This window comes from Ignatzschineria sp. F8392 (assembly GCF_002252045.1).
GTDB lineage: Bacteria > Pseudomonadota > Gammaproteobacteria > Cardiobacteriales > Wohlfahrtiimonadaceae > Ignatzschineria.
In genome coordinates, this window is sequence record NZ_NEFF01000002.1 from 22,792 (window position 1) to 48,582 (window position 25,791).

Annotated in this window: 22 protein-coding genes and 3 tRNA genes; 8 read left to right on the forward strand and 17 right to left on the reverse strand. The window is 40.2% G+C overall.

The features are described from left to right. The first annotated feature begins 177 nt into the window (after positions 1 to 177). Both B9T19_RS04350 and B9T19_RS04355 read left to right on the forward strand, forming a co-directional pair. Positions 178 to 1,404, forward strand: a complete 1,227-nt coding sequence (locus tag B9T19_RS04350) for a porin (RefSeq protein ID WP_094567399.1) — start codon at positions 178 to 180, stop codon at positions 1,402 to 1,404. Between the two features lie 418 nt (positions 1,405 to 1,822). Then, a complete protein-coding gene (locus B9T19_RS04355) occupies positions 1,823 to 2,815 on the forward strand; it encodes an NAD(P)H-dependent glycerol-3-phosphate dehydrogenase (protein WP_094567400.1) in 993 nt (330 codons plus the stop codon). Positions 2,816 to 3,749: 934 nt separating this feature from the next. Here the strand turns inward: B9T19_RS04355 and B9T19_RS04360 are convergent. Beyond that, positions 3,750 to 3,932: a hypothetical protein gene (locus B9T19_RS04360; protein WP_094567401.1), complete on the reverse strand. Its 183-nt coding sequence runs from the start codon at positions 3,930 to 3,932 to the stop codon at positions 3,750 to 3,752. Between the two features lie 283 nt (positions 3,933 to 4,215). Here B9T19_RS04360 and B9T19_RS04365 point away from each other — a divergent pair, with 283 nt between their 5' ends. The 3 genes from B9T19_RS04365 to B9T19_RS04375 all read left to right on the forward strand — a co-directional run bounded on the left by B9T19_RS04365 (position 4,216) and on the right by B9T19_RS04375 (position 8,616). Further along, positions 4,216 to 5,673: a potassium transporter TrkG gene (locus B9T19_RS04365; RefSeq protein WP_094567402.1), complete on the forward strand. Its 1,458-nt coding sequence runs from the start codon at positions 4,216 to 4,218 to the stop codon at positions 5,671 to 5,673. A 765-nt stretch (positions 5,674 to 6,438) separates the two neighbouring features. Beyond that, positions 6,439 to 7,152, forward strand: coding sequence for a response regulator (locus B9T19_RS04370; RefSeq protein WP_094567403.1), 714 nt, complete (start codon positions 6,439 to 6,441; stop codon positions 7,150 to 7,152). A gap of 165 nt (positions 7,153 to 7,317) precedes the next feature. After that, positions 7,318 to 8,616, forward strand: a complete 1,299-nt coding sequence (locus B9T19_RS04375) for an ATP-binding protein (RefSeq protein WP_158214347.1) — start codon at positions 7,318 to 7,320, stop codon at positions 8,614 to 8,616. Positions 8,617 to 8,758: 142 nt separating this feature from the next. Here the strand turns inward: B9T19_RS04375 and B9T19_RS04380 are convergent, their stop codons facing one another. Then, positions 8,759 to 9,568, reverse strand: coding sequence for a phosphodiester glycosidase family protein (locus tag B9T19_RS04380; protein ID WP_094567405.1), 810 nt, complete (start codon positions 9,566 to 9,568; stop codon positions 8,759 to 8,761). 394 nt (positions 9,569 to 9,962) lie between these two features. Between B9T19_RS04380 and B9T19_RS04385 the strand changes: the two genes are divergently transcribed. Continuing rightward, the gene (locus tag B9T19_RS04385) at positions 9,963 to 10,451 is read left to right on the forward strand and encodes a Panacea domain-containing protein (protein WP_158214348.1); all 489 of its coding nucleotides are present in this window, start codon (positions 9,963 to 9,965) and stop codon (positions 10,449 to 10,451) included. A 408-nt stretch (positions 10,452 to 10,859) separates the two neighbouring features. Further along, complete coding sequence (locus B9T19_RS04390) at positions 10,860 to 11,183, forward strand: hypothetical protein (protein WP_094567407.1); 324 nt, start codon at positions 10,860 to 10,862, stop codon at positions 11,181 to 11,183. A 2-nt stretch (positions 11,184 to 11,185) separates the two neighbouring features. Here B9T19_RS04390 and B9T19_RS04395 read toward each other — a convergent pair whose 3' ends face one another. The 3 genes from B9T19_RS04395 to rsmI all read right to left on the reverse strand — a co-directional run bounded on the left by B9T19_RS04395 (position 11,186) and on the right by rsmI (position 14,413). Further along, positions 11,186 to 11,956: an inositol monophosphatase family protein gene (locus tag B9T19_RS04395; protein WP_094567408.1), complete on the reverse strand. Its 771-nt coding sequence runs from the start codon at positions 11,954 to 11,956 to the stop codon at positions 11,186 to 11,188. A gap of 301 nt (positions 11,957 to 12,257) precedes the next feature. After that, positions 12,258 to 13,568, reverse strand: a complete 1,311-nt coding sequence (locus B9T19_RS04400) for an MFS transporter (protein WP_094567409.1) — start codon at positions 13,566 to 13,568, stop codon at positions 12,258 to 12,260. Further along, positions 13,565 to 14,413, reverse strand: a complete 849-nt coding sequence (rsmI, locus tag B9T19_RS04405) for a 16S rRNA (cytidine(1402)-2'-O)-methyltransferase (protein WP_094567410.1) — start codon at positions 14,411 to 14,413, stop codon at positions 13,565 to 13,567. The genes B9T19_RS04400 and rsmI overlap by 4 nt, the downstream gene beginning before the upstream one ends. 54 nt (positions 14,414 to 14,467) lie before the next feature. Here rsmI and B9T19_RS04410 point away from each other — a divergent pair, with 54 nt between their 5' ends. Next, positions 14,468 to 14,833 carry a YraN family protein gene (locus tag B9T19_RS04410; RefSeq protein ID WP_157957445.1) on the forward strand — a complete coding sequence of 122 codons (366 nt, stop codon included), beginning with the start codon at positions 14,468 to 14,470 and terminating at the stop codon, positions 14,831 to 14,833. Positions 14,834 to 15,523: 690 nt separating this feature from the next. Here B9T19_RS04410 and dnaA read toward each other — a convergent pair. From dnaA to B9T19_RS04470, 12 genes are all read right to left on the reverse strand, one after another. Beyond that, on the reverse strand, positions 15,524 to 16,888 hold the full coding sequence (gene dnaA, locus B9T19_RS04415) for a chromosomal replication initiator protein DnaA (RefSeq protein ID WP_229821701.1): 1,365 nt from the start codon (positions 16,886 to 16,888) through the stop codon (positions 15,524 to 15,526). A gap of 79 nt (positions 16,889 to 16,967) precedes the next feature. After that, positions 16,968 to 17,750 carry an MlaE family lipid ABC transporter permease subunit gene (locus B9T19_RS04420; RefSeq protein WP_275665822.1) on the reverse strand — a complete coding sequence of 261 codons (783 nt, stop codon included), beginning with the start codon at positions 17,748 to 17,750 and terminating at the stop codon, positions 16,968 to 16,970. Next, complete coding sequence (locus B9T19_RS04425; protein ID WP_094567412.1) at positions 17,747 to 18,550, reverse strand: ABC transporter ATP-binding protein; 804 nt, start codon at positions 18,548 to 18,550, stop codon at positions 17,747 to 17,749. Before B9T19_RS04425 ends, B9T19_RS04420 begins: the two co-directional genes overlap by 4 nt. Before the next feature lie 119 nt (positions 18,551 to 18,669). Then, a complete protein-coding gene (locus B9T19_RS04430; RefSeq protein ID WP_094567413.1) occupies positions 18,670 to 19,182 on the reverse strand; it encodes a disulfide bond formation protein B in 513 nt (170 codons plus the stop codon). Between the two features lie 522 nt (positions 19,183 to 19,704). Beyond that, positions 19,705 to 19,780 (reverse strand) — tRNA-Glu (locus tag B9T19_RS04435). A gap of 4 nt (positions 19,781 to 19,784) precedes the next feature. Beyond that, positions 19,785 to 19,860 (reverse strand) — tRNA-Ala (locus B9T19_RS04440). Positions 19,861 to 20,240: 380 nt separating this feature from the next. Beyond that, positions 20,241 to 20,663: an RNA polymerase-binding protein DksA gene (gene dksA / locus B9T19_RS04445; RefSeq protein ID WP_094567414.1), complete on the reverse strand. Its 423-nt coding sequence runs from the start codon at positions 20,661 to 20,663 to the stop codon at positions 20,241 to 20,243. A 666-nt stretch (positions 20,664 to 21,329) separates the two neighbouring features. Further along, entirely contained in the window at positions 21,330 to 21,650 is a 321-nt protein-coding gene (locus tag B9T19_RS04450) for a hypothetical protein (RefSeq protein WP_094567415.1), read from the reverse strand. 376 nt (positions 21,651 to 22,026) lie between these two features. Then, the gene (gene dapB / locus B9T19_RS04455; RefSeq protein WP_094567416.1) at positions 22,027 to 22,779 is read right to left on the reverse strand and encodes a 4-hydroxy-tetrahydrodipicolinate reductase; all 753 of its coding nucleotides are present in this window, start codon (positions 22,777 to 22,779) and stop codon (positions 22,027 to 22,029) included. 1,128 nt (positions 22,780 to 23,907) lie between these two features. Further along, positions 23,908 to 23,998: transfer RNA gene (locus tag B9T19_RS04460), tRNA-Ser, on the reverse strand. A 71-nt stretch (positions 23,999 to 24,069) separates the two neighbouring features. Next, complete coding sequence (locus B9T19_RS04465) at positions 24,070 to 24,789, reverse strand: murein L,D-transpeptidase family protein (protein WP_233146793.1); 720 nt, start codon at positions 24,787 to 24,789, stop codon at positions 24,070 to 24,072. A gap of 108 nt (positions 24,790 to 24,897) precedes the next feature. After that, positions 24,898 to 25,683, reverse strand: a complete 786-nt coding sequence (locus B9T19_RS04470) for an inositol monophosphatase family protein (RefSeq protein WP_304441078.1) — start codon at positions 25,681 to 25,683, stop codon at positions 24,898 to 24,900. Positions 25,684 to 25,791 lie beyond the last annotated feature (108 nt).

Genomic DNA, 25,791 nt, shown 5'->3' on the forward strand with positions numbered 1-25,791 from the left:
TATTTTGCGTTGATTCTTTATCAAAAATACAAATATTACTGAAAAGCTGTTGCGTTCAGGATACATTCCCGCTATTATTGTTATCAGCAATGGACACTTCCTCGGAGTGATTCATTTCGAACTTAAATATAGATGAGCGTTGCCAACGATTGGCACTTTCAGAAAGGATAATTGATTATGATGAAGAAAAGTATTTTCGCAGTAGCAGTCGCTTCTGTTTTAACATTAGGCGCAGCACAAGCTGAAACAGTTCTCTACGGTTCTATCCGTTACGATTATGAGAGCAAAAAAATTGATAAACATGAAAAAACAGACAATAGTCTTGGTCAAAAGATTGAGAAATTTACTGGTAAGCGTGTATCTAACCTCAACGATGCAGGTTCACGCATCGGTCTTAAAGGCTCAGAAGATTTAGGTAACAATAACGCTGTTATCTATAACCTTGAGTGGGGCTTTGACGGTATGACTCAAGATGAATCAAAAGGCTGGAAAACTCGTAAAGCGATCCTCGGTTTAACGGGCGATTGGGGTACAGTAACTGCTGGTCGTCAAGACAACCCATTCAAAGTAACGATCGTTGATGACTCCGTTACTGATGGCTTCAATGGCGGTAACGTGATCTCTTCAGCAGCACAACGTGCAATGACTACTACACTTACTGGACAAGGTTTATCTGGTAATGTTACTACTGGAGAAAAAATTGTTGAAGGTAAAAACGGCCTTGAACTTAAAGAAGTAAAAGAGTTCAGAAATACAGTTGATAGTGCTAAATTCTCGCGTGTGGGTAAAGTGATTGCTTATACAACACCTGATTTCGCAGGTTTCCAAGCAAATGTTGCACTCATGATGGATGATTCTTTCTATCTTGATAAAAAGAATGATGATAAAAACATTGATCTCTGGACTATCAATGCAAAATATGCATATGACTTAGGTGCGAATGGCACAATCCTTGCAAAAGCAGGTTATATCCAAGGTAAAGTTTCTGGTGATAACAACAAATCTAAAGCTTGGGGTCTCTTCTTAGGTTATAGCCAAGATGCATTTGCAGTTTCAGCATCATATGCAGACGGTAACCATAAAGCTACAACAGGCAAAAATGATCGTGGTGTTAAGGTTGGTAACGGTCCTAAACAAAAATCAAAAGGTTGGGATTTAGGTGCAAGCTTCTCATTTGGTCCTAACTACTTCAGCACTGTTCGTGCAGCTTATGGTCAAAACCAAGTAAAAGTTGACGGCGACAAAGATAAAGTTAAATCATGGGCAGTTGGTTTCGAGCAAAAACTCTCTACACGTACACGTGCGTGGGTTGAGTATGGTGCAACTGAAACTAAATTCCATAGTAACGGTTCTGACAAACAAAAAGACAACGTAGTATCAATCGGTATGCGTCACGACTTCTAATTAAACGCTTGAGCAATCAAGCTTTATTGGAAGAACGTGTAAACGTCTGATAGAAGCCCCACTCTTTTGAGTGGGGTTTCTTTTTGTCTGCGATTTAGAGTGGTATCGATCTAATGAGCTATATTTCTGTTTTTGACTGATGTTATCTATTGATACTTTCCTCTTCTCATCCCTTCCCTATTCGTGCGATTCCTCCCCACTTTGACCTTTCCCCGCAAGTGATGAGCGCACTATGTTATAATTTTTACAATCTCTTTCATCTAAAAAACAGACAAGTCAATGATGAGAGGGCAATCATTAGATTTCGCATGTTGCACAATTTTAATAATTTCAATATGTGGAATCAGAGAATAATTGAGTTTTGAGTAGATCATCACTGTGAGATCAACAACCGTATTGAGAGAATAGGAGAGATTGAATGCGTAGAGAGATTGCCGTAATAGGTGCCGGCTCTTGGGGAACCGCACTTGCCATCCATGTTGCTAATAAATTCCCCGTAAGATTGTGGAGCCACAATCGCGAACATATTGCCGAGATGCAAAAACTGCGTCTTAATGAGCGCTTTTTGCCGGAGATCCCCTTCCCTGATACGATCGCCCTCTTCGATGATTTTGAAGAAGTAATTCGTGGTGCGACCGATATTCTAATCGCCGTCCCCTCTACCGCTTTTAGTGAGATTGTTAACAAGTTAAAAGAGATCAATTTTACAAAATTACCGCCGGTGATCTCCGCGACAAAAGGGCTTGATCATGATACTAATGGTTTTTTAAGCGATACTTTCTACCAAGCCTTTCCTGAAGGGCATTTCACCGTACTTTCAGGCCCCAGTTTCGCTAAAGAGGTAGCCAAACTCTACCCCACCGCCATTGCCATTGCCGGCAAAAATGAGGCTGAGCTTGCGGAAGTGATTCCCCTTTTTCATCACGGCAATATGAGAGTTTATGGCAACCTCGATATTAAAGGGGTACAAATTGCCGGCGCTTATAAAAATGTGATCGCCATTGCAACCGGTATCTCCGATGGTTTAGGCTTTGGCGCCAATGCAAGAGCAGCACTCATCACCCGAGGATTAGCAGAGATGACGCGCCTCGGTATTGCATTAGAGGGAAATCCAGAGACTTTTAAAGGCTTAACAGGTCTTGGCGACCTCGTATTAACTGCAACGGATAATCAATCGCGAAATCGCCGATTTGGACTTCTTTTAGGACAAGGGGAAAAAGCCGCCGATGCTTTTAAAACGATTGGGCAAGTAGTAGAAGGTGCCAATATTGTTAAAAATATCTATGAATTGGGCGAGACAATGGGCATTGATCTACCGATCGCGCAACAGGTCTATAAGATCCTCCATAAAAATGTTCTCCCCAATGCGTCCCTCCATCAGCTACTCGCAAGAGAACAGAAAATCGAATAAGAATGAATATTGCCGGCAATGGATATTAACCATCTGCCGGCAATTAAATTTAAGTCCTATGCCGGCGATAACAATCTCCCATGCCGGCATGCACTTTTGGGAAGAACGCGATAGTAAAACCCGGCACCTCTTCAACCTGCTTTGTTTCAATGGATCATATTTATGATTCTTAAGAAGGTTTGTTGAAAGGCGGGAACCCACCATTTCATTCTTATTACAACTGCATGCCCGCAGGTCGGCATCCTTGATGCCGAGAACTTATCGTTATTTGAGTGAGCAGTATTGCCGGCACTAGCAATTATCCTATCCTAATAATAAAAAATAACGCTTTGCCGGCGATTGAAAGAGCGCCCTGTGCCGGCATGCACTTTTTGGAAGAATGCGGTAGTAAACTCCGGCACCTCTTCAGCCTGTTTTATTTCAATGGATCATTTTATGATTCTTAAGAAGGTTTGTTGAAAGGCGGGAACCCACCATTTCATTCTTATTACGACTGCATGCCCGCAGGTCGGCATCCTTGATGCCGAGAACTTATCGTTACTTGAGCGAATAGTATTGCCGGCACTAGCGATTATCCTATCCTAACAATAAAAAATAACGCTTTGCCGGCGATTGAAAGAGCGCCCCGTGCCGGCATGCACTTTTGGGAAGAACGCGATAGTAAAACCCGGCACCGCATCGGCTCTGTTTGCTACATAATAGAAAACCCCGCACAGATGGCGGGGTTTTTAACATCAGATCACTACTATTGGATTTAAATTTATTATCGGTTAATCACCGATCTGATTATTAAATTTTGATCCTGATAATAGTGCTTTTGATTATTGAGTTAATAGACTTCTCTCGTTAAGATTATTGCAAAAAAAGGGATTAATCCGATTAATAATTCGTGACAACCCCTTTCTTACATTAATCTCTAAGCGCAATTAAGCGATTATTTGAAACGAGTTTTTGTGAAGTATTTGTCAAATTGTGCTTGTGTTGCAAGTGCGATGCTTTTCGCTTCGTTTGCTGTTTTTAACGCTTCGTCTGCTTTCGCTTCAACGTTTTGTGATGCACAACCAACAGTGATTGCACCAACAACTACTAATGCTGCTACTTTAGCTAAGTTTTTCATATTACTTGTTCCTTAATAAAAATAATATTTAGAAGATATTATACTCCTGTCCATTCAATATTATTTAAATGGCAGTCGCTCATATTTTCTACTGTTTACCAGTAAAAAGCAAGGCTTGCCACGATAAAATGCAGGACAAGCAAGGGCAAATAGCGGTAAAATAAGCGCTTATTTCAATAATCCCCTTTTTGTGGTTAAATCATATAGATGATTCCCTTGGGATTGCATCGATAGAATTATCGCCTATCATTGTTTATCCTATTTTTTTGTGAGTAGAGGCGCCATGCGCAATCAGATTACACCTGTCTTAAAGATCATTGGTATTTTGGTAACGAGCTTTAGCTTTACCTATCTTATTCCAATCATTATCTCCTATATCTATCATGATGGGCAGGCAAAATATTTCTTTATCACCTTCTTGAGCACCTTTGCCCTTGGCTTGATGCTATGGCTTCCTTGCCGAAAGACAGAGGCAAGGCTCAAAACGCGTGATGGATTTCTCATTGTCTCCCTCTTCTGGACGACCTTGAGCTGTATTAGCGCCCTGCCTCTTATTATCTCCCCGGCAGTAGATCTTCGCATCACCCATGCCCTCTTTGAAGCGACCTCTGGGTTTACCACGACAGGAGCTACGGTTTTAACCCATATTCAAGATCTTCCCAAATCGATTCTCTGGTATCGAACGCAACTCCACTTCTTCGGCGGAATGGGGATTATTATTCTCGCTGTTGCTATTATGCCTCTTCTAGGAATGGGGGGATTAGCGCTCTTCAAGGTGGAAGTCTCTGGCCCCTTTAAAGAGGATAATTTAACACCGCGTATTGCACAGACGGCACGTAATCTCTGGTCGGTCTACCTTATTTTGTTGGCTGCTTGTATCATCGTCTACTACATTGGCGGAATGGATCTCTTTGATGCGATTACCCACGGTTTTACCACGGTGGCAACCGCTGGATTTTCAAACTATGATGATAGTTTAGGTCACTTTAAGAGTAAGTTTATCGATATGACCGCAATCATCTTTATGTTTATTAGCTCCATTAACTTTACAACCCACTTCTTAGCTTTTAGACAGAAAAAGCTACGCCTCTATCTCGAAAGTAGCGAACTACGCGCCTTTGCCTTTATCTGCCTTATTGCCATTACCCTCATCGCTATCGGCCTCTATCACTTTGAAGTCTTCGATACCGTTGAGGATATTGTGCTCCAAGCGGCTTTCGCCGTCATCTCTATGATTACCACCACAGGGCTGACGATTACCGACTTTAGTAGTTGGCCGAGTTACCTTCCTATTCTGATCGTCTTTATCAGCTTTATTGGAGGCTGTTCAGGCTCTACTGCCGGTGGGATGAAGGTGATTCGCGTCATTCTCTTAACCAAGCAAGCAATGCGGGAAATTAAGCTTCTGATCCATCCACATGGGAAGTTTCCGATTCGCCTCAATAAGCGGGTCGTTCATAATGATATTCTCGGCAGCGTTTGGGCATTTTTAGGGATTTATGCCTTCTCAACAGCCATTCTCACCTTAGTGATGACGGCCTTTGGACTCTCTCCACTAGATGCCTTCTCGGCGGTAGCAGCATGCCTCAATATCACTGGCCCTGGCTTAGGTGCCGTTTCGAGTACTTATGGTGGCTTACCCGATGGCGCACTCTCAACCCTAATGTTTACCATGATCCTTGGTCGCTTAGAGATCTTTACCCTCTTTGTCTTAGTAACACCTAGTTTCTGGAAGCATTAGTAATTACATGCTAAATTACTCTCACTCAGTTTTTTTAATTCCCACATTGTTTAATCATCTACTAACCTTTTCTCTTTTCATTTAGTGCTATAAATTCACTAGTTGATCACTGATTAGAAGGGAGTATCGAGAGAAGGGTTACGAAAAAAGAGAGAGATCTACAGAAATAGTTACCGCCCCCTTGTATATTTTTTAACAAAAAACAATCTCTATTTTTGTAACATGTAGTGTTTTTTTAAAGAGAGATATCTCTAATTAAAATTCTAAGATATATAGAAAATAACACTTTCTGTATAAATACTCTCTTTAAATTCAATAATCTTTACGTTTTAAAATATATTATTTATAGTTATTACAAATATAGACGGATCATTTTCACATTTTTTATTAAAATAAAATCTTGAAGTTGCGATTCATAAATTTATTGTCATTCCTTAATTATATTTTGCATAAAAACAGGAAATAGTGGTAAAAGTAAATTACTGTCACTGCTTTAACAGAAGCTATAAAGTGGTGTATTTGCTCCTCTGCAATAAGGATGAAATCGGAGTCCAACAAGTACTCAACTTGTCGGGAATCTTTATGAATCATTATTCAAAGGCCTAATAATGGATCTCCCTGCCCCTCAACGTTCAGGTATGATCTAACTTTTATTAATTAGATATAAATATTTCGCATAATTTGTAAAGTATACTTAAATTTCAATATGTCTTTGTACGCTTTTCAATAAGTACTCAATATTGATAACAGAGGATGGATAAAGTAATGACCGCTCAAGCTAAAGTTTTATTTGTTGATGATGACACAGAACTTCAGGCGCTTGTGCCAAAGATCTTAGAATATGAAGGATTTGAGACAATTGTTAAGAAAAATGGTGTTGAATGCTTAGAGTATCTCGATTCATTCACGCCAGATGTTGTCATCTTAGATGTGATGATGCCAGAAAAAAATGGCTGGGATACCTTAAAAGAGATTCGTAAAGATCATCCGACACTTCCTGTCATTATTCTCTCTGCAAAAGGGGATAGCTTTGATCGTGTTCTCGGTCTTGAATTAGGTGCGGATGACTATATTGCTAAACCCTTTGATGATCGAGAACTCGTCGCTCGTATTCGCGCACGATTACGACTTCAAAGTAAGATATCAGATACTAATAGCGATGATGAGAATAGTGATCGAGTCATTCTAGAAGCTCATGGCTTGATACTCAATTCAGCGCAATATAGAGCCACCTATAATGAACAACCGATCAATCTCACTACAACAGAGTTTTCTGTTCTTTACTATATGGTGCAACGTAAAGGCGAGACTGTTAGCCGTGAAGAGTTAAGTCGTAATGTTTTAGGCAAAAGACATCAATCTTTCGATCGCGTGATCGATATGCACTTAAGTAATATCCGGAAAAAACTACCAGAAAAAGATGATGGACTTCCCTGGTTTAAGACGGTTCATGGATTGGGATATCTCTTCTTAGAATAGGATTTCAATCATACTTCAATAAAAGCCCCTCTCTTTTAAGCTTGGGGCTTTTATGTACCATAGAGCAACTATTCCTACTCCCTATAGCGGCATCCCTATATGAGAAGATCTTTAAAAATATTCAATCACTTAAGTATACGGGTCTTTATCACGATCTGGATTAGTATGATCTTGATGATCTCATTGACGATCTATCTCCCCCAATTTGATCAGAGAAGGATTCTTCCTACGCCACAAAATGAATATACTTTTTATACCTCTAAAATTATTCATATGCTCCATAGCATCCCCTCTAACCGCTTTCTCGACTATATAGATGACTCCCGTCTTATTATAATTCCGGAAGATACTTCCGAACGCTATAATGCTTTTCATCACATTGATAATGAGCAGATGATCCGTTTTATTGCTAGTACACTTCCAAGCAAAAAGGTCTACCAACAAGAAATTAAAGATTATGAGATTATCGGCCCTTTTAGCTTTAAAAATGACCCTAATGTCTACTATCTTATAACCAATGCATTACCCCAATCCTACTATCTATCTCGTGTTTATGATGCTCCACTCCTTCTCTTTATTTTAATGTTAGTCATCAGCTTCCCCTTTGCCGCTGTTTTAAGCTGGTCATTAATGATTCCGATGAAGAACTTAGTCCAAGCAGTTATTCGAGTTAGTAAAGGTGATTGGCGCGAAGATCGCTATCTAGAGATGCAAGGACCGACAGAGTATCGTCAGCTGGCAAAACATTTCAATCAGATGATCACCACCCTCAAAAGAGCTCAAGATGAACGAACTCGTCTCTTTGCTAATCTCTCTCATGAGATGCGTACTCCTATTACTCGAATCCAACTCGCCAATAGCCTCATTCGCCTTAAAAATATCTCAGAGATCGATGAGGAGGTACAAAGAATTAATGATAATATCAGATTACTTGAAGATCGAATTCAATCGCTCCTCTCCCTGTCAAAGCAGATGATTCTTAACCCTGAACAATTTAAGGAGATCTCATTACTCGATCTCTTGTGGCCATTACTTGAAGATGCCTCTTTTGAAGCCAAAGAGAGAGGAAAACAACTCAATTTTAATGAGATTCCTGATATTAAAATTACTGCAAACCTAGAATTAATCAGTAGTGGCATTGAAAATATTGTTCGTAACGCGATCCATTATGCTAAAAGCAAAATTGAGGTCACTATGTCTTCAACGGAGCGTTACTTTATTATCAATGTCCATGATGATGGTCCTGGCGTTCTAGAGAAAGATCTTCCTCAAATCTTCGAGCCCTTCTATCGCGGTGAGCGCCCAACTGACTTTGAAGATTATGGAGGCTCAGGATTAGGCTTAGCCATTGTCACTCGTCTTGTAGAATCCCATCGCGGAAAGGTAGAAGCAATTAATGATCATGGACTCTCTATCACCATAACATTACCGGTTCACCCCATTCACTACCAATTGGATAATTAAACTACCCAACATCAACATCAACATCAACATCAACATCAATAGAATCTAACATCTATTTATTGATAGGTTCTATTGATAGGTTTTATTGATAGGTTCTATTGATAAGGATCTATTTGATGACTTCTAAAAACCTGAAGGGAAATTAAGGAGTGGGGCGAATCACCGACCAGATTCCCACCAATGGTTTTGATTGCCAGAAAGAAGCGCCATACGTGCGACCATTAAAGTAGATACGTGCTAAAGTCCCATCGAGATAGAGCGCATTTTGACACTGAAGTTCCTCTTTAAAGAAGCGAGCAAATTCATAGAAATTGACATTATCTTCTGTCACTACAAAAGTGACCCTTCGCCCCTGATCTTGCGCACAGACGCCACTACGAATACGATAGCTATCCGACTCTGGAAAGAAGTAGGGATTAAATTCACCATTGATAATCAACATCGGCCCTGATTGCACTGCAGCCTTAATCCCCTGATAATCGCCATTAAAACGTTGATGAAAGCGATCCGTATCGAGAATCTCTGCACGATTACGCTCTGTTAAGAAGAAAACGCCATTAGGAAGTAGCGAGAAATTCCCCTGTCCTCGATTGGAGGTGACCAAATTAAGGGGGGAAAGAACTGCACCATCCTCAATATGGAGCCCTAAGGGCTTATACTCTTTAGTATAGATGCCGGAGTTAATGGCAAAGAGTAGCGCCTCCCCTTTCGTCCGCAGTAGTTGTCTTAGAGCACCGAAGGTTACGTAATTCTTTCCTGTCTTAGGATTGACCATATGATGTGTCAAATTTACCTGATTGAGATCGATCTCAACAGCGATATAACGATGCCCCTGATAACGCTCACTCTTAAAGCGCAATCCATGATCTTCACCACGCGCCATCGCTCGCCCACACAGAAGCGTGGCGATAATGAGTAAAAAATAGAGTTGTAAGCTTAATCTTTTTAGCATCTATCCTTCCTAAGCCTCTTAAGCATTATGGTGATAAGAAGATGGAGAGAATCTCTCAAATAGAATCAATAATCTATCACAATCCTACTTCTTTGAAAAAATGATTTTAAAACGCGGGAGGTTTCAGGCGGATGGTATGAACTATTGGGAAGATTGATCAGTATATTTAGTTAATTTTAAAATAAAATTACAATCACGTTGAAAATAATCTGTAGCTTATCTGCGAATCAACAAGCAAACTTCTACGTCATTTACTTTTGATAATCTTACCGATAAGATATTTATATACTACGGTTATAGTCGGTTATTTGCAGTTATCTATCGACTTTTAGAGATAATGTACATATTGGAATACGGCTATTTTAAGAAGAGTGCAACAGGAAGGAGAATAGTTATGACAGATAAATATCGCGCAATTGATATTGCTAACTATATCCTATGGTATGCAGGAGAAAAAGGTCATGAAGGTTTAACAGCGCTTAAACTTCAAAAAATTCTTTATTATGTCGTGACAGGCTATCTTAAAAAAACAGGCGAATTTCTTTTTAATGAAAAAATAGAGAAATGGCGTTATGGCCCTGTTATCCCATCTGTTTATCATACTTTTAAAAACAAAAAGTATGGCCTTATCAAAAAGCCTATCTCTAATTTTATTGAGGTAGAGGGAAAGTTTGTAGCAGATCCGTTCAATCCCAACAATATTGATAAAGATACTCAAACAATAATTGAGAATATTGTAGACAGATTAATAGACTGTACGGCTTTTGAATTAGTAGAGAAAACACATAAAGAGCCCGCATGGCGTGATTATAAATCACTCATTTTAGAATCGTGGGATAACCCAACCTATACAAAAGAAGAATTGCTAGCTGCAACAGATTAAGTTTATAGTTAGATCACAAAAGCCATAATGATCAACCATTATGGCTTTTAATTATTTGTATGAGTAAAAGTAATGTCTAATACAATCGATTATAAAAATTATGGAAAAGAATTTGCCATTTCCTATATAAGAATGAGAGGTGCAAAAGTTTTTTCTGATAATGATTTAAACTCTTGAACAATAGATATATCTTATTAATAACAGAGCTTTTATGTCTTTTAACGCAAAACTCAAGACTTTCAAATCTATTTATAGATAAATTTACCAGTTTCCTAATTAATCTGGAAAAAGAAGAAGAGAGAGCTCATTCCTTATGACTACATTGCTTTTTTTGTCTATAAACATTCGGTTAATTTTAGCCTCAAACGAATAGAAGAAACATTCGGCGATATTACCTCTAGGATAACAATGCTATCGACAGAGAGTCAGCAATATGGAGAGCAAATATATAAAGTATCGGGCAAGCTTAAAAGACACATACAACTTGCTATTTACCAAAAAGAATTTATAGAAGAGCGCCTTGAAAAAGCGAATCAATTAGCTAATGACATTGAAAAAAAGGCGAAGAAAATTGATCGGCAAGCGGAAAATTTACTCCAAAATGTTTACAGTAGTTTTATTGCTATATTAGGTATTTTTTCAGCAATCATAAAAACCGACATCAATGATGCCGGCTCTCGTTCAACTTGTTGTATGAAGTACAATTCAGACAACAATTGGGATACTCATTAAGATTAGAGACGCAATGATTGTAACAATTCTTTAAGAAGCTTTGGATGAGTTACCACAACATGACCGCTCTGCTCGACCTTTTCACCACCTTGATAATCGGTCACTAATGACCCCGCCTCACCGGCAATCAATTGCACTGCTTTTAAGGTACAAAGATCGAAAGTGGGTGCATAGTAAGCTGAATAATGCCCTTTAATTACTAATGCACTATCTTTTGCAAAATCACCTAAAATACGTTGCGCCTTACACTTAAATTGCATCTGCCCAAAACGCTCTAGATCTTCCTCTTTTGTCGTCAATGCCGTCAAGAGGAAAGCATTTTCAATCTTACCATCACTCTTACCTAAGCGAATACGCTGCTCTTCATCTTCTGAGAGAACGCCTAAGCCTTTTGAAGCTTCTGCCACAATTTTATCGGCAATCGGATCATAGATCACGGCAGATTGAAGCTCTCCATCCATCTCTAAAGCGATCGTAATGGAGAAATGAGGGGTCATAAGACGGAAATTTTCTGCACCACTTAAACCCACATACCAAGTAAAACGGGGGCTATTACTTAAGCCGGAATGGTAGTTCGCATAGAAGGTGTGATCGGGATAGAGCTTTAGAAGTGCTTCGATCATATCTCCTTCAATCTTTTCATAAAATTGTTGGAAAAGTTGATCATCTGCACGCTGCTCTGGGCTTAAACGATCTAAACGATAATAAATTGAACGAATGCCACGACCTGAATCAATCGCAACCTGTTTTGCAACTTGGGTAAATGAACTCATGAATATCTCTTAATTGTTAAAGAATAAGGGCCACTCACTAAAGTGAGCGCCACAAATAGGGTAAAACGTTCGAAGCTTTATCGAAGCTTTTATCGAGCTTTTATTGAAGATTATTATCGGAGTGCGTTATCAAAACTGATTATGATCTACTGAAACTCTATAGATCATCTTCCTATAGATCATCCCCAATAAAAATCGCTGATCGATACACTTCTCATAGGGAGATATTGTACCGCATCAGCGAACAAAACCGTATCTAAAATCGTCCTCTAAGTAAAAAGAGGTCAATTCATTTTATATTTTATGCCACCGGTATCTCATCCTCTTTCTCATGAGATGCCTCATCTTCTCCCTTTTCGCTCCGCTTTTGTGGGTTGCGCATCGGAATAGCAATAATGAACCAGAGCGCCAGAAGCACAGCTCCCACAATCAATACCGGCAATGCAGTAAAGTAGCCAAAGATAACACTTGCTAAAATCCCGCCGACAGAAGCACCTAAAAATTGGCTCGATGAGAAGAACCCCATCACCATTCCACGATTTTGCGTGGGTGCTAAGCGGCTCATCAAGGAGGGTTGCATCGCCTCCATCATATTAAAACCCCAGAAAAAGAGGGTCATAAAGAAGAGATAATTACCATATCCAGAGACGAAGGCTAAAGCAATCATCGCAATAATCAGCGCCGCAATCGAGATTAAGAAGAATAATCTAAATTGACGAAAACGCTCGGCAACACCTACGCCGGGAAAGATCAAGATAATAGCGATCAGAAAGCTTGGCAGATAGATCTTCCATGAATCTTGTGGTAGGAAACCTTCCCCTTCGAGTAACCAAGGAAAGATGGTAAACCCAAGCGTTAAGATAAGATGAAGCATAAAGCCACCGAGATAGAGTCGATTAATATCGCCATCAGACCATGCTTCTTTAATCGATTCCATCAATGGTTTGGGATTTTCCCGATTCTCCTTATGTTGTTCACTGGCCGGCAATTGCGCTAATGTAACGTAGATCGCAATCACTCCCAAAATCGCACAGAGAAGAAAGACCCCCATCCCTCCAAAAAAACCATAAATAATGGGGGAGATAAAGATCGCAAGACCAAAGGTAAAACCGATACTAACACCGATCAGTGCCATGGTTTTACCGCGGATCTCCTCTCTTACCACATCACTTGTAAATGCCAATACAACTGCCGAGACGGCACCAGAGCCTTGAACAACGCGCCCCCAGATCGCCATATAGATCGAATCGGTAAAGGCGATCATCAAGCTCCCTATCACAAAGAGTGCCATCCCAATTGTGATCGTCATCTTCCGCCCAAAATAATCAGATACGGTACCGAAGAGCGGTTGTAAAATAATCTGTGTTAAGGCGTAACTACTAATAAAGAGCCCGGCAAGAAGCGGGGTTGTTCCTGAAAGCTCTTTTGTATAGAAGGAGTAGATCGGTAGAATAATAAAGATCCCTAACATCCGAATCGAGAAGAGGCCTGCTAATTTCGATCCAAGAATCCAATCATATCGGCTAAATTTGTGGAGCGCCTTCTCTTCTCTTTCCGCTTCTGCGGTTGAGGTAACATCTGCCGCTACCTGCTCTTTCACATTTTCACTCATGATGATGACTCCTCATCTTTCAATGCTAATAATTCTTGATAGAGCTCATTTTTAGCTCTGCCTGTCACTTTATGCAATATAGTGGAGATCTGCTTTAAAGGGAGCTTCTCTGCCATTAAGGTCTCAAGAAGAAGCATATAGGAGAGATCCCCTGCCTCAGCAACCTGCTTTTCACCCGTTGTTACCACGACAAACTCTCCGCGAATCTCTCCGCTATGGGTTTCATAGTGTTGATGGAGCGCTTCTGCTGTGCCATAACGATAATCTTCAAAGCGTTTGGTCATCTCCCGCCCCACAAAGATCTGTCGCTCTGCACCAAAAGTCGCCACCAAGTCTGCTAACATCGCTAAGATGCGGTGGCTCGACTCATAGAAGATTAAGGTCTCTTCCGCTTTCGCAAGTTGCGCTAATTCTGATTGTCTCTGCCCTTTCTTAGAGGGAAGAAAACCGATAAAGGTGAAGCGATCGGTAGGAATGCCGGCAACAGAGAGCGCTGTAATTATCGCACTCACTCCCGGGATAGGAACGACTAGAAATCCCTCTTTTCGCAGATGTTGTACTACAGTAAAACCGGGATCGGAGATCAAAGGGGTGCCGGCATCTGAGATGATCGCCACTGAATCACCGGCGGAGAGATAGTCAGTAATCTTCTCTAAACGACTCATCTCATTATGTTCATGGAGAGAGATTAACGGAATATTAATGCCAAAATGGAGCAATAATTTTGCCGATACACGCGTATCTTCTGCAAAAATTGCTTTGACACTCTTCAAGGTTTCCACCGCTCTTGGCGTCATATCTTGAAGATTTCCGATCGGGGTTGCAACAACGTAACAAGTTGACATCAATTCACTCTTTATCTATCTCGAAAAAGGTCAGTATATCAAGAGATGCTTAAAATGACGAACAGCAAAATACAGGGAAACAAGGGTGAAAAGATCGCTCAGAACTACCTTCTCAAGCGAGATTGTGAAATTATCAAACAGAACTTCCATTCGCGTTATGGGGAGATCGATATTATTGCCTTAGAAGCGGCAGATCATCCTCAAGAAAAGTGTCTCCTCTTTATTGAGGTAAAGTATCGCCGGAATGAGTACTTCGCCACCGCTGCCGATGCAATTACCCCACAAAAGCAGGAGCGCATGCGTCTTACCATTGAGACCTATCTACAACAATATCCGACTGATCTCCCTTTAAGAATCGATCTTATCACCATCGTCGGTGAAGAGCCTTATAAAATTGAGTGGCTCAAGAATATTTTCTAACGTTACTTTCTAACATTACTTTCTAACGTTATTTACTAATGAGATTAAGGTAGTGATATCCATTAGCAATCACCTCCCTGTTTAATCAACAATTCTTAAGAAAATCTGTTGAGTCGCGGGAGCCAACCATTTCGTTCTTTTAACCATCGCATGCCCGCAGATTGGCACTTTCAGTGCCGAGAAAGTTATCATCATAAAGTTATCATCATTACTTAAGGCATTCATTACTAGCGATTGAAAAATCGCCTTCTGCCGGCATGCAACTTATAGAAGTACGCAGTAGTAATCTCCGGCAATTCAATAGCCCTTTCTGTTTCTATTAATTTCAATCAATCATTCTTATGATTCTTAAGAAAATCTGTTGAGTCGCGGGAGCCAACCATTTCGTTCTTTTAACCATCGCATGCCCGCAGATTGGCACTTTCAGTGCCGAGAAAGTTATCATCATTACTTAAGGCATTCATTACTAGCGATTGAAAAATCGCCTTCTGCCGGCATGCACTTTCTGGAAGAGCGCGATAGTAGGATCCGGCAGCGTTCGGCCTATTTCTAATCTCCATCACCAAAACAAAAAAAGCTTACAATGAAGTGATTCACTGTAAGCTCCGATATATTCTCTTTAAAGATCGAGTGATACTCACTACACCATCGATCGATCAGAAACTCTTATAGATGCTCTTATCTACTCTTCTATACTAATAAAGAGGCTTTAATCGCATCAAAATCTCGTTTTAAACGAATATTGGTCTCTAACTCTTCGGAAATCTTATCATAAGCATGCATCACCGTGGAGTGATCTCGCATAAACTCACGCCCAATCTCCGGCAAGCTATGCTCTGTCAATTCACGGGAGATATACATCGCTAATTGACGTGGCTTGACAATATTCGCCTTTCGACTCTTTCCTAAAATTTCTGAAAGCTCTAGATCAAAATAACTTGCCACTGTGCGCTGAATATTCGCCAATGTGATCTGACGATCTTGAATCTCTACTAAGTGACGCAATGCTTCTTGAGCAATCTCTAAAGTTAACGGCATCCCTTTAAAAGAAGCCATCGCATTAACCTGCTTTAAAGCCCCTTCTAACTCACGAACGTTTGCCCGAACCGTCTCACCAATAAAGAATTTTGTATCTTTAGGGAGATCAACACCCCACGCTTCCGCTTTCTGCTCTAAGATCGCCACTCGATGCTCAAAATCAGGGGGCTTAATATCAACCGTTAAGCCGGAAGCAAATCGCGATTTAAGACGCTCTTCCATCGCTTCTAACTCTTTAGGATAACGGTCACAGGTCAAAATGACTTGATGCCCACCATCGAGCAAAGTATTAAAGGTATGGAAGAAGACCTCTTGCGAGCCCCCTTTACCTGAGAGAAGCTGAATATCATCGATCAAAAGTGCATCGAGCGTTCGATAGAAATGGCGCAACTCATTGATCGTATTATTGCGCATGCTTCGCACAATATCTTCAATAAATCCATCACAATGTTGATAGATCAGACGCGCATCAGGATATTGCTCCTTAATCGCATTCCCCACAGCATGCATCAAGTGGGTTTTTCCTAACCCTGTATTTCCGTAGATAAAGAGCGGATTGTGTGATGTTCCAGGGTTCTTTGAGACCTGCGCACACGCCGCTAATGCAAATTGGTTCGACTTTCCTTCAACAAAGTTATCAAAACTGAAATCGGGGTTGAGGTTACTCGTCTCTATCGATTGCTCACGAATAGAATCCTTTGTAACATTGCGCGCTCGACCTGTACGGCGAGTTGTTCGTTTACTCTGCTTCTTCACTTGGTGATCTTCATATTCAGATTCGGTCCCTAATCCGTAACGAATCTCAATATCAAAACCACTCTCATCAACAATGGCATTTTCTAATAATGTCTTGAATTTAGTTTGAACACCACGAAGTACAATTTCATTTGCAGCAAGCACCATGACATGATCATCTTTGAAGACCACCTCAAGTGGTGAAATCCACATGCTATACTCTTCCTCCGACATCTGTAGCGCAAGAATTTCTAAGCAATTTTTCCAACTAAATTTCATCATATGTAAGACTCTAAATTCTAAAAATCGGCAAAAGGAATTGATCTCAAGTTGCATCTCCGATCATCAATATCGATAATCGCTATACGCCAAAGATCATCGCTGTTAAGAGGAAATCAGCCACTAAGATCAATAGTGACGAAATAACCACTGTATCGGTCGTCGACCGAGCAATTCCGCTTGCGGTTGCTCTCCCTTTTAATCCGATATAAAGCGCAACGAGGTTCGATATTATACCGAAAACAAAACTTTTTAAAACCACCCCAAGCCCGATATCGACACCAAAATCGACACCTGACTTCATTTGGGACCAATAAGCGCCCCCATCTACCCCTAAAGAGATGGTCGCAACACCATAGCCACCAATAATACCGATCGTACTAAAGAGAAGCGCTAGGATAGGAACTGCAATAACGCCGGCCCAGAAACGGGGCGTTAAGATATATTGAACAGGATTGATCGCCATTAATTCATAACTTGCCCACTGCTCTGTAGCTCGCATTAAGCCAATCTCTGCAGTCAATGAGGAGCTTGCTCTTCCTGTATAGAGGAGTGCTGTTAAAACAGAGCTTAACTCACGAAAGAGCGCTAATGCCACAATGGTTCCAACAGAAGCTTCCGCGCCAAAGTTGATCAAGTTTACAAAGGCTTGGAAACAGAGCACCATTCCCACAAAGAGCCCCGATAAGAGAATAATAGGAAGAGAGAGAATCCCTAACTGATAGACCTGGCGAACAAAGAGGCGTGGCTTCTTAAAGAGATACCAAGAGTTCATTAAAATATTGACAAGTAGAAGCGTCGCTTCACCGAGATTCTTAACTAATCCCCGACTCTTCTCTCCGGTCATGGTGATAATATTACTCAAAATAGAACCTCCTCTAACGGTTTTGTGGGGATATGGAAAGGAACAGGTCCATCTGACTCTCCATTAATAAATTGTTTAACCCAAGGATCTTGATGGTGACGAATCTCTTCTGGAGAACCATAAGCGATAATGCGTCCCTCTCCCAAAATACAGGCATGATCTGCAATGGAGAGAACTTCCTCAACATCATGCGAGATCACAACACTTGTAATTTTTAAGGCATCATTAAGATTCTTAATAAGACGAATCAAAACCCCCATCGAGATAGGATCTTGTCCGGCAAAGGGCTCATCATAGAGAAGTAGTGCCGGATCGAGCGCTATAGCTCGTGCTAAAGCCGCTCTACGCGCCTGCCCTCCGGAAAGCTGCCCTGGGAAAGAGTCCTTTAACGCACGCAACCCGACCGATTGAAGCTTTAAGAGCACCAAGGTATTGATCATCGACTCATCAAGTTTAGTATGTTCTCTCAAGGCGAAGGCGACATTGTCAAAAACCGTCATATCGGTGAAGAGCGCTCCTGATTGGAAGAGAACCCCCATTTTGGTACGAATCTTATAGAGATTCCGCTCTGATATCGTGCCGACATTCTCCCCCATCAAGGTGACTTTGCCAGAATTAGGCAGGATCTGACCACTTAAAAGGCGAAGCAACGTTGTCTTGCCGGAGCCAGATGGCCCTAAGATTGCGGTAATCTTACCTTCTGGAATCGCTAATGAGAGATTTTTAAAGATCTCTCTCGATCCAAAACTGAGGTTGATATCCTCAAGATTAATAATTTTATTCTGCACTCTGTTCTGCATACTGATAATCCTTACTAAACCTCTGCCCTAATAACTTAATGATACGATCTATTGCATTTGGCCTATTGCATTTATATACACATAACGCCACCGATAGTCGTGGTGATCACTGATAAATGTTAATAGTAGGGTCGCCGTACAACATTGTGACGCATATAACGATTCATCAATAATCCGATCACCGTTAAGAGAAGAAAGAGAATCGCCGTCCACATCGGAATTGTTAAACCTAAGAAAGTCCAATCGATAGTACTACAATCTCCCCCCGTTAAGAGAAGATCTTTCACAATTTGATAATCAAAAACTTCCGTAATCGCCAAAGTTGTTTGGGTACAGCCTAAGGTATCGACGGGATTGAGTTGAAGATAGATATGTTTGCCGGCAATCAAGAGCCCCAGAGCACCCACAATAACAAAAAGGAGTGAAGAGAGGGATGCAATAAAGCGCGAGCCTCGCTGCACAAAGAGCCCACTCAACCAAAAGAGTGCCGTAAAGAGAAGCAATATTCCCCGTTGCAGCATGCAGTACGGGCATGGCTCTAATAACTGAATATCTTCAAGATAAAACTTAGCATAAGCGATCGCCGCTAAGGGCAGTAGGCCTAAGATAAAATAGATCGTACGGGGAGACATAAGGGGCGATATCCTCTCAAGCGATTGGGACTCAATATATTATCACGTTTTGTGGATAACTTCTTTAGATAAATCACCCCTTTTTAAGAGAGATCTTCGTTAAATAGCGAGCTACCCCCTTCTCTGTTCTTTTCAATTATCTAGAAAAAAGATGCGTAAAAAAGTATCAGTGATAAAAATTATCTAAAGCGCGATTCATCAAAACCAAAGAGGCCGAACGCTGCCGGATCTTACTATCACGTTCTTCCACAGATCATGCGCCGGCAGTTGGCGATCCTCTATCACCGGCAAGAGGGTATCAGAGATGCCAATCGGCGGGCATGCGATTGTAATAAGAGCAAAATAGTTGGTTCCCGCCGCTCTACGAGCCTTCTTATCTGTTGAAAAAACAGAGGTTGATGAGTTGCCGGAGATGACTACTGCATTCTTCCATAATCTGCATGCCGGCAAATAGCGCTACTTTAGCGATTGATAACATCAAAACAAAAAAGCCCGCATCGTGTGATGCAGGCTTCTTAAATATGGCGTCCCTACGGGGATTCGAACCCCGGTTGCCGCCGTGAAAGGGCAGTGTCCTAGGCCTCTAGACGATAGGGACTTTATGGTGGAGCTAGTCGGAATCGAACCGACGGCCTCTTGCATGCCATGCAAGCGCTCTACCAACTGAGCTATAGCCCCAGACAATTTTTGTTGTTTCTGTCTGAGGAGTTGTATAATAGAAAATTCTCTCTTTTCTGTCAAACAAAATATTGCGCAATTAGTAATCAATAGATGATGCATCCCAAAAAATAAAATTTACCCCATTATTATCAATCAATTAAGATCATTGGAGTTTCATTACCACCACACAAATGGGTAATATCTAGACATAAATTATTATCTTCCCCCTATAGCTCTTATTGCAACATTGCTCTATTTTATGAAAGAAAAGCATACCTTTTAGACAGACCAAGAGAACAACCCTCATAATCATCCCCTTTTTCACAAGAGTAGACGCCCACAAAAAAACCAGCCCCTTTAGGACTGGTCTCTTCTTCATTCATTAATCTTGTGTAAAACTAATTGATACGCGCTTTCTCTTTCTGCTCTTCAATCTCTTTACAGTCGATGCAGAGTTCTGCGGTTGGTCTAGCTTCTAAACGACGAATACCGATCTCAATACCACACATATCACAATATCCATAATCATCTAAACCGAGGCGACGAAGGGTCTTCTCAATTTTAGAAAGGAGTTTACGCTCACGATCTCTAGTGCGCAATTCTAAAGAGAAGCCCTCTTCTTGTGTTGCTCTATCATTGGGATCAGGAAGGTTAAAGGCTTCATCTTGCATATTATTCACGGTCTTTTCACCCTCTTGAACTAATGCTTCGCGCCAGCCTTCTAAAATTAATTTAAAATGCTCACGTTGCGCCTCATTCATATACTCTTCACCTTCTTTAATCTCATAAGGTGTGAAACCACGAAACTCTTGATTCTTCATCTATCTTCCTCTTCACATCCTAGCTCACAATTGAGGTGAGCTCGGTCTAATCCAACACATACAACGTTAGAAAATACCCTATCGATTAATCCCCATATGGCTCCACTCTCATAATAGATATCGATTAGCTATCGATCTATCTTCCTATTAATTGAGGACCTTAAAAGATCATTCAATAGAGTCACATAAAATTATATAGCTACACAGTCAATCAGTTTTTCGCTTACCATTCAAGCTTTCAATTGAGACTCGCACTTTAATTATGCAACGAATCTCCCGATCGGCTGTAGGTGATCATAGATCGCATCATTACCAATAGTACAAATCTATTTTTCTCCAGAATATATTTGTCTATTAATAGTTTAAACAGTTGATAAAACCCCAATAAAATCAGAAGCCTATAACTAAGACCTCATCAACTTAATAATCAAATTAATCAGTTAGAGTTAATATTGATTATTAACTAACCTTATTAAATCAAGCTTTTTAGCCCTTTAAATTGATTCATTTAAATTGACTCATTAAACCTATTAATATTACATAATAAAATAGAGCTAATATAGCAATGCAATATAATAATTCCGCAAAAATGATACATTAATCCCAGCTAAAAAGATACTGAAAAATCGATTATTTTAATCATCTTTGACAACTTCTTATAAAAAGTTATAACTCTTTATACTCCCCTTCATAGAGTTCCCCTTTTTCGGACTCCTTCCTTCTACTTGGCTGCTGACCATAAAATTGAGAAAAATTAGCATTACCCTCTTCCTGCATTCGCGCCATCTCTTCTCGCACCTGCTTTCTAATTTTCCGTGTTTTCCAAAAGAAGATCACCGCTAACACGGCTGTCACTCCTAAGCCAATCACAAAAACAGCGAGTCCAAAAAACGCAAAGACAATGAGCGCTCCGATACCGATCACAGCAGCTAAGATTCTCTGTAAAAGAGAAGCGGGTTTGCCATTTATATAGAGTTGTTGGCTCATCTTTATCCTTCCTATTACCTATTATTTTAATGATAAGGCTATCGTACAGATTCTTAGCGCTCATCGAACTAAGCTCAATTAACCAATTTAATTAGCGAATCTAGTTAGCTAATCTAGTTAATATATCAATATATGGAGACCTCGATAGCCATTATCAAGATCGATTGCACTTCTATCTATAGATATAATCCATACATTAGTGTCTATATCTATATAGATAGTACAGAGAGACTCTATTCTATTTTTCTTAAAGAAATCTTAAGATGCATCTTTAAAAAGAGAAGTATCACTCATAACTATTCACTCACCAGCGTTCGCAATTAAAGGCAATAGCTAACCAAAGAGATAACCAAAGAGAGATCGCTACGGTTAAACTCTAATGGAGATTGAGAACATCAAAAATCGTATAACGTCCCGGCTTTTGCCCCTGACTTAACCACTCAACACATTTAAGGGCGCCTTTAGCAAAGAGCGCACGATCAAATGCAGTATGCTTGATCGAGATCTGCTCCTCTAAACTGGTAAATGTCACCTCATGTTCTCCTACGATCGAGCCGGCACGTGTGACAGAGACCCCTATCTTATCCGCTTCTCGCGCACCATCACCTACTTGATAAGGTCTATATTGCTTATTAAAAGCCTTCTCTTTTGCAGCAACAATATCTTCAAGCAGTGTTGTCGCAGTTCCTGATGGACTATCCACTTTAAAGCGATGATGACTCTCATGGAGATCAATATCAAAATCCTCACCTAAGGCCTTGGCAACAATTTGAACAATATAACGCTGTATTGCCGCCCCAATACTGGTATTGGTTGCTAAAATAACCGGCACTTTCTGCGCTAACTGATCGATCTGCGGCATAAGCTGAGCTTGATCCCAACCGGTAGTACAGATAATTAGAGGTTTCGGATCGTTAAGTGCGGTAGTGATGATCTCCGGCACAAGCGCAGCATTGGAAAAATCCACAACGACATCATTCTCCTTAAAAACAGTTGCTAATCGATTACTTTCTGCTAACTCTTTACTGTAGGAGCACCCAAGCTTAAGCGCTTCCCGCTTTGTAATCTCTTCACTTAGCACCTGCCCCATACGCCCTGTAACCCCTATAATTCCTACCATTGTTTGCATCAAATCTCTCCTCTTACTTTTCTTTATCAAGTAATCCCATCAAAATTTCATCGAGTAATTAAGTGGCTTCAATGAGTGTTCTATACTACCGCTCAATGGCCCTCAATATCGCTCAATAATACGCACAATAGGTATTAATTTCTAGATAGTGGCTCTCACCATTACCCATTACTATCACTATTTAAGCATTTAAGACTCTATTTTAAAGGATTGGTTTTAATAAGTCGCTCCTTCCCTCAATATAGACCTCTGTCTAAATTCCTAAAGATTGCTAGCAATAACCATTATTCACCATTTTTCTCTAGACACTTACAAGCAACAACAAAATCTTATCTTTAACTCCATCATTTTATAATTTATTATAAACTTTTATCCTTTTTGCATCTTTTTATACGTTTTTATACATTTTTTATACATTTCTTAAATAGATAGAATTAATCCTCTTCATTAATCACTTTCAATAACCTTTTAAGGATTCCTTATAGCTCAAATAGATAGCTTCTCTTTAATATCTATTTTGTCGACACCTCTTTTATAAAATAATTCAAAAGAAAAACAAGTAGTTGCAATATTAATAAATCTCATTCAATATGAGATATGATCGATAGCGTTATCACGTTTAGGGAGATTATCGCAACGCCTATTCCAAATCAATATTTGAAAATATAAGCGGTTTTTAGAAAATCGTCTTTTTAAATCAAGTATGATTATTTTGCTGATAGTTAATCATGTGAAGTATTAGTGTGATTTTATTTAATTAATAGTTAGAAAACGAAAGCTAATAGAAGCTTAACTTTTAGGCAGATTAAACTACCCCCTTATCTTCCTATAAGAGGTGCTTTTATTGTTTGAGGAGATTTCTCTATTAATAAATAGAATCTAACCGATCATTAATTCTTTCACAATTTTCCATCGTGCATAGCGCTATCGATCCCCTCTTTCAATAGCTATTTTTAGAATTTAAGTATCATTTTGTTCTAAGAGACTCTACCGCCATCTCTTATTTATTCTCTCCCCATTTCTCTCTTACTCTTTTGCTACCAACCGTTTTAACAACTACTCATTGGTATACTCTCGTACCATAAAAAAGAAAAGCTCTTGTATACACAAGAGCTTATTCAAAATATCTGGCGGAAAAGGAGGGATTCGAACCCTCGATACGCTACTAACGTATATCCGCTTTCCAGGCGAACGCCTTCAACCACTCGGCCACTTTTCCTAACTGTATCTCAACCCAATCTTTTTCAGTTGAGGCAGATAAGATACTAAATATTTTCACAATTGACAAGTCTATCCCTTAAATAGATAGCGTCCACCACTGACACGATAGTCGAGCGGTCTCCGTGAGCGCTCAAATTGTTGATATCCCTCTTGCAGGTTATCCCAAAACTCATAGTGAAGTGATTGCTTCTCCCGATTGAGTCTAGACTTATCCATTTTAAAGGGATAAGCCTGCACTTCAACATAGGGTTGGCCATTTTTTAGCGCAAGCTCAACAAGCCCATAGATCTCCTCAATTTGCGGATCTGTCATCGCATAACAACCAACTGAATCACACTTACCATGAACCATCAAATAGCTTCCGGTTCGACCTAATGCTCGATCAAAGCTATTGGGAAAACCGAGATTGAAAGATTTATAGAAACGACTATGAGGATTGAGCGCTCTACGGTCCACCCGATAGAAACCTTCTGGCGCTTGATGATCTCCTTCATAGATCTTAGGTCCTAATGTCCCTGAATAGTTACAAATAGGATAATTTGAGAAGTGGATAAACTCTTTTTTCCCTTTAGGCTTCATCCACACCTCAAGCATCGCTTCCTCTTTAAAGATGCGAATTAAGACCTCATCTCCCGGCTTCAAACCATAATTTTTAAGCCGCTCTGTTAATGGTCCTCCGGATATGTAGGAGGGAGATGGCGTATTAGAATAGGTACTACAAGCAGATAGAATCAGTATAATACCTACCGCTTTGAGAACCGTTTTGATCGCTCTGTTCATTCTATTCATATTTATCCCAACTCTTTATTTCAAACCTTGATCTCAAGTTTTATCTGAACACTTCATTTCAGCAATCATTACAGCTCGACTCTATCCTTAATATTCCGTCTCTCACAATTATGCAGAATATTGCAGAAGATCTAACACTTTTTGATGGAGTGCCGGCGTTGTTGCTAGGATCGTTGTAACATCAAGATCAATTGCGCCTCCATCGAGTGCAGTCATCACTCCTCCTGCTTCCTTAACAATAATCGAAAGTGCTGCAATATCTAAGATATTGACATCAGATTCAACAATAATATCGACTTTCCCAGTTGCTAAGAAATGGTACTGTAAAAAATCTCCAAATCCACGCGTAGAATTGACCGCTCCAACTAATTGTCCATAATTTGTCCATTTCTCAGCATCTTGAGTTAAACGCTTGAGATTTCCTGAAGAGAAGACCGCTTGTGATAACTGATCGATATCACTGACGGAGATCTTTTTACCCTCTAAAAAAGCGCCTTGCCCTTTTAGCGCATAGATTCGCTCACCACCGTTAAAACAGGGGGCTGTTGATACCCCTAAGATAATCTCTCCCTTATACATTAAAGCAATTTGGCAAGAGAAAAAAGGACGACGGCGAACAAATGCTTTAGTGCCATCAATAGGATCAATGAGCCAGATAAAGTCAGAACTCATATTCTTCTGGCCGCTCTCTTCTCCATAAAAGCCGTGATCAGGAAAAGCTTTAGAGATATGGTCATAGATTGCTTTCTCTACCGCAATATCCACCTCTGTTACCGGCGTTGCATCAGCTTTAATCTCAATCTTAAAGGCATTCTCATCATAAGCTGTTGCGATCAGCTCTCTTGCAATCTCTGAAGCCTCTAACGCACAATCTAAATATTTTTGCATATCCATCTCTATCTACTCTTCTCTCTCTATTGGTTATCAAAATCTACGCGCCCTATCTCGATGCTAAGATCAGCTCAGATAGGAGTCATCACATAATACTCTCTCATTTATCAT

Bases quoted from the DNA above. Each gene is read 5' to 3' on its own strand.
- B9T19_RS04390 (WP_094567407.1), top strand. From the start codon at position 10,860: ATGCTATCGACAGAGAGTCAGCAATATGGAGAGCAAATATATAAAGTA.
- B9T19_RS04425 (WP_094567412.1), bottom strand. From the start codon at position 18,550: ATGCAGAACAGAGTGCAGAATAAAATTATTAATCTTGAGGATATCAAC.
- B9T19_RS04385 (WP_158214348.1), top strand. From the start codon at position 9,963: ATGACAGATAAATATCGCGCAATTGATATTGCTAACTATATCCTATGG.
- B9T19_RS04395 (WP_094567408.1), bottom strand. From the start codon at position 11,956: ATGAGTTCATTTACCCAAGTTGCAAAACAGGTTGCGATTGATTCAGGT.
- dapB (WP_094567416.1), bottom strand. From the start codon at position 22,779: ATGCAAACAATGGTAGGAATTATAGGGGTTACAGGGCGTATGGGGCAG.
- B9T19_RS04355 (WP_094567400.1), top strand. From the start codon at position 1,823: ATGCGTAGAGAGATTGCCGTAATAGGTGCCGGCTCTTGGGGAACCGCA.
- B9T19_RS04450 (WP_094567415.1), bottom strand. From the start codon at position 21,650: ATGAGCCAACAACTCTATATAAATGGCAAACCCGCTTCTCTTTTACAG.
- B9T19_RS04470 (WP_304441078.1), bottom strand. From the start codon at position 25,683: ATGGATATGCAAAAATATTTAGATTGTGCGTTAGAGGCTTCAGAGATT.
- B9T19_RS04380 (WP_094567405.1), bottom strand. From the start codon at position 9,568: ATGCTAAAAAGATTAAGCTTACAACTCTATTTTTTACTCATTATCGCC.
- B9T19_RS04375 (WP_158214347.1), top strand. From the start codon at position 7,318: ATGATCTTGATGATCTCATTGACGATCTATCTCCCCCAATTTGATCAG.
- dnaA (WP_229821701.1), bottom strand. From the start codon at position 16,888: ATGATGAAATTTAGTTGGAAAAATTGCTTAGAAATTCTTGCGCTACAG.
- B9T19_RS04365 (WP_094567402.1), top strand. From the start codon at position 4,216: ATGCGCAATCAGATTACACCTGTCTTAAAGATCATTGGTATTTTGGTA.
- B9T19_RS04430 (WP_094567413.1), bottom strand. From the start codon at position 19,182: ATGTCTCCCCGTACGATCTATTTTATCTTAGGCCTACTGCCCTTAGCG.
- B9T19_RS04350 (WP_094567399.1), top strand. From the start codon at position 178: ATGATGAAGAAAAGTATTTTCGCAGTAGCAGTCGCTTCTGTTTTAACA.
- rsmI (WP_094567410.1), bottom strand. From the start codon at position 14,413: ATGTCAACTTGTTACGTTGTTGCAACCCCGATCGGAAATCTTCAAGAT.
- B9T19_RS04370 (WP_094567403.1), top strand. From the start codon at position 6,439: ATGACCGCTCAAGCTAAAGTTTTATTTGTTGATGATGACACAGAACTT.
- B9T19_RS04400 (WP_094567409.1), bottom strand. From the start codon at position 13,568: ATGAGTGAAAATGTGAAAGAGCAGGTAGCGGCAGATGTTACCTCAACC.
- B9T19_RS04410 (WP_157957445.1), top strand. From the start codon at position 14,468: ATGACGAACAGCAAAATACAGGGAAACAAGGGTGAAAAGATCGCTCAG.
- B9T19_RS04360 (WP_094567401.1), bottom strand. From the start codon at position 3,932: ATGAAAAACTTAGCTAAAGTAGCAGCATTAGTAGTTGTTGGTGCAATC.
- dksA (WP_094567414.1), bottom strand. From the start codon at position 20,663: ATGAAGAATCAAGAGTTTCGTGGTTTCACACCTTATGAGATTAAAGAA.
- B9T19_RS04465 (WP_233146793.1), bottom strand. From the start codon at position 24,789: ATGAATAGAATGAACAGAGCGATCAAAACGGTTCTCAAAGCGGTAGGT.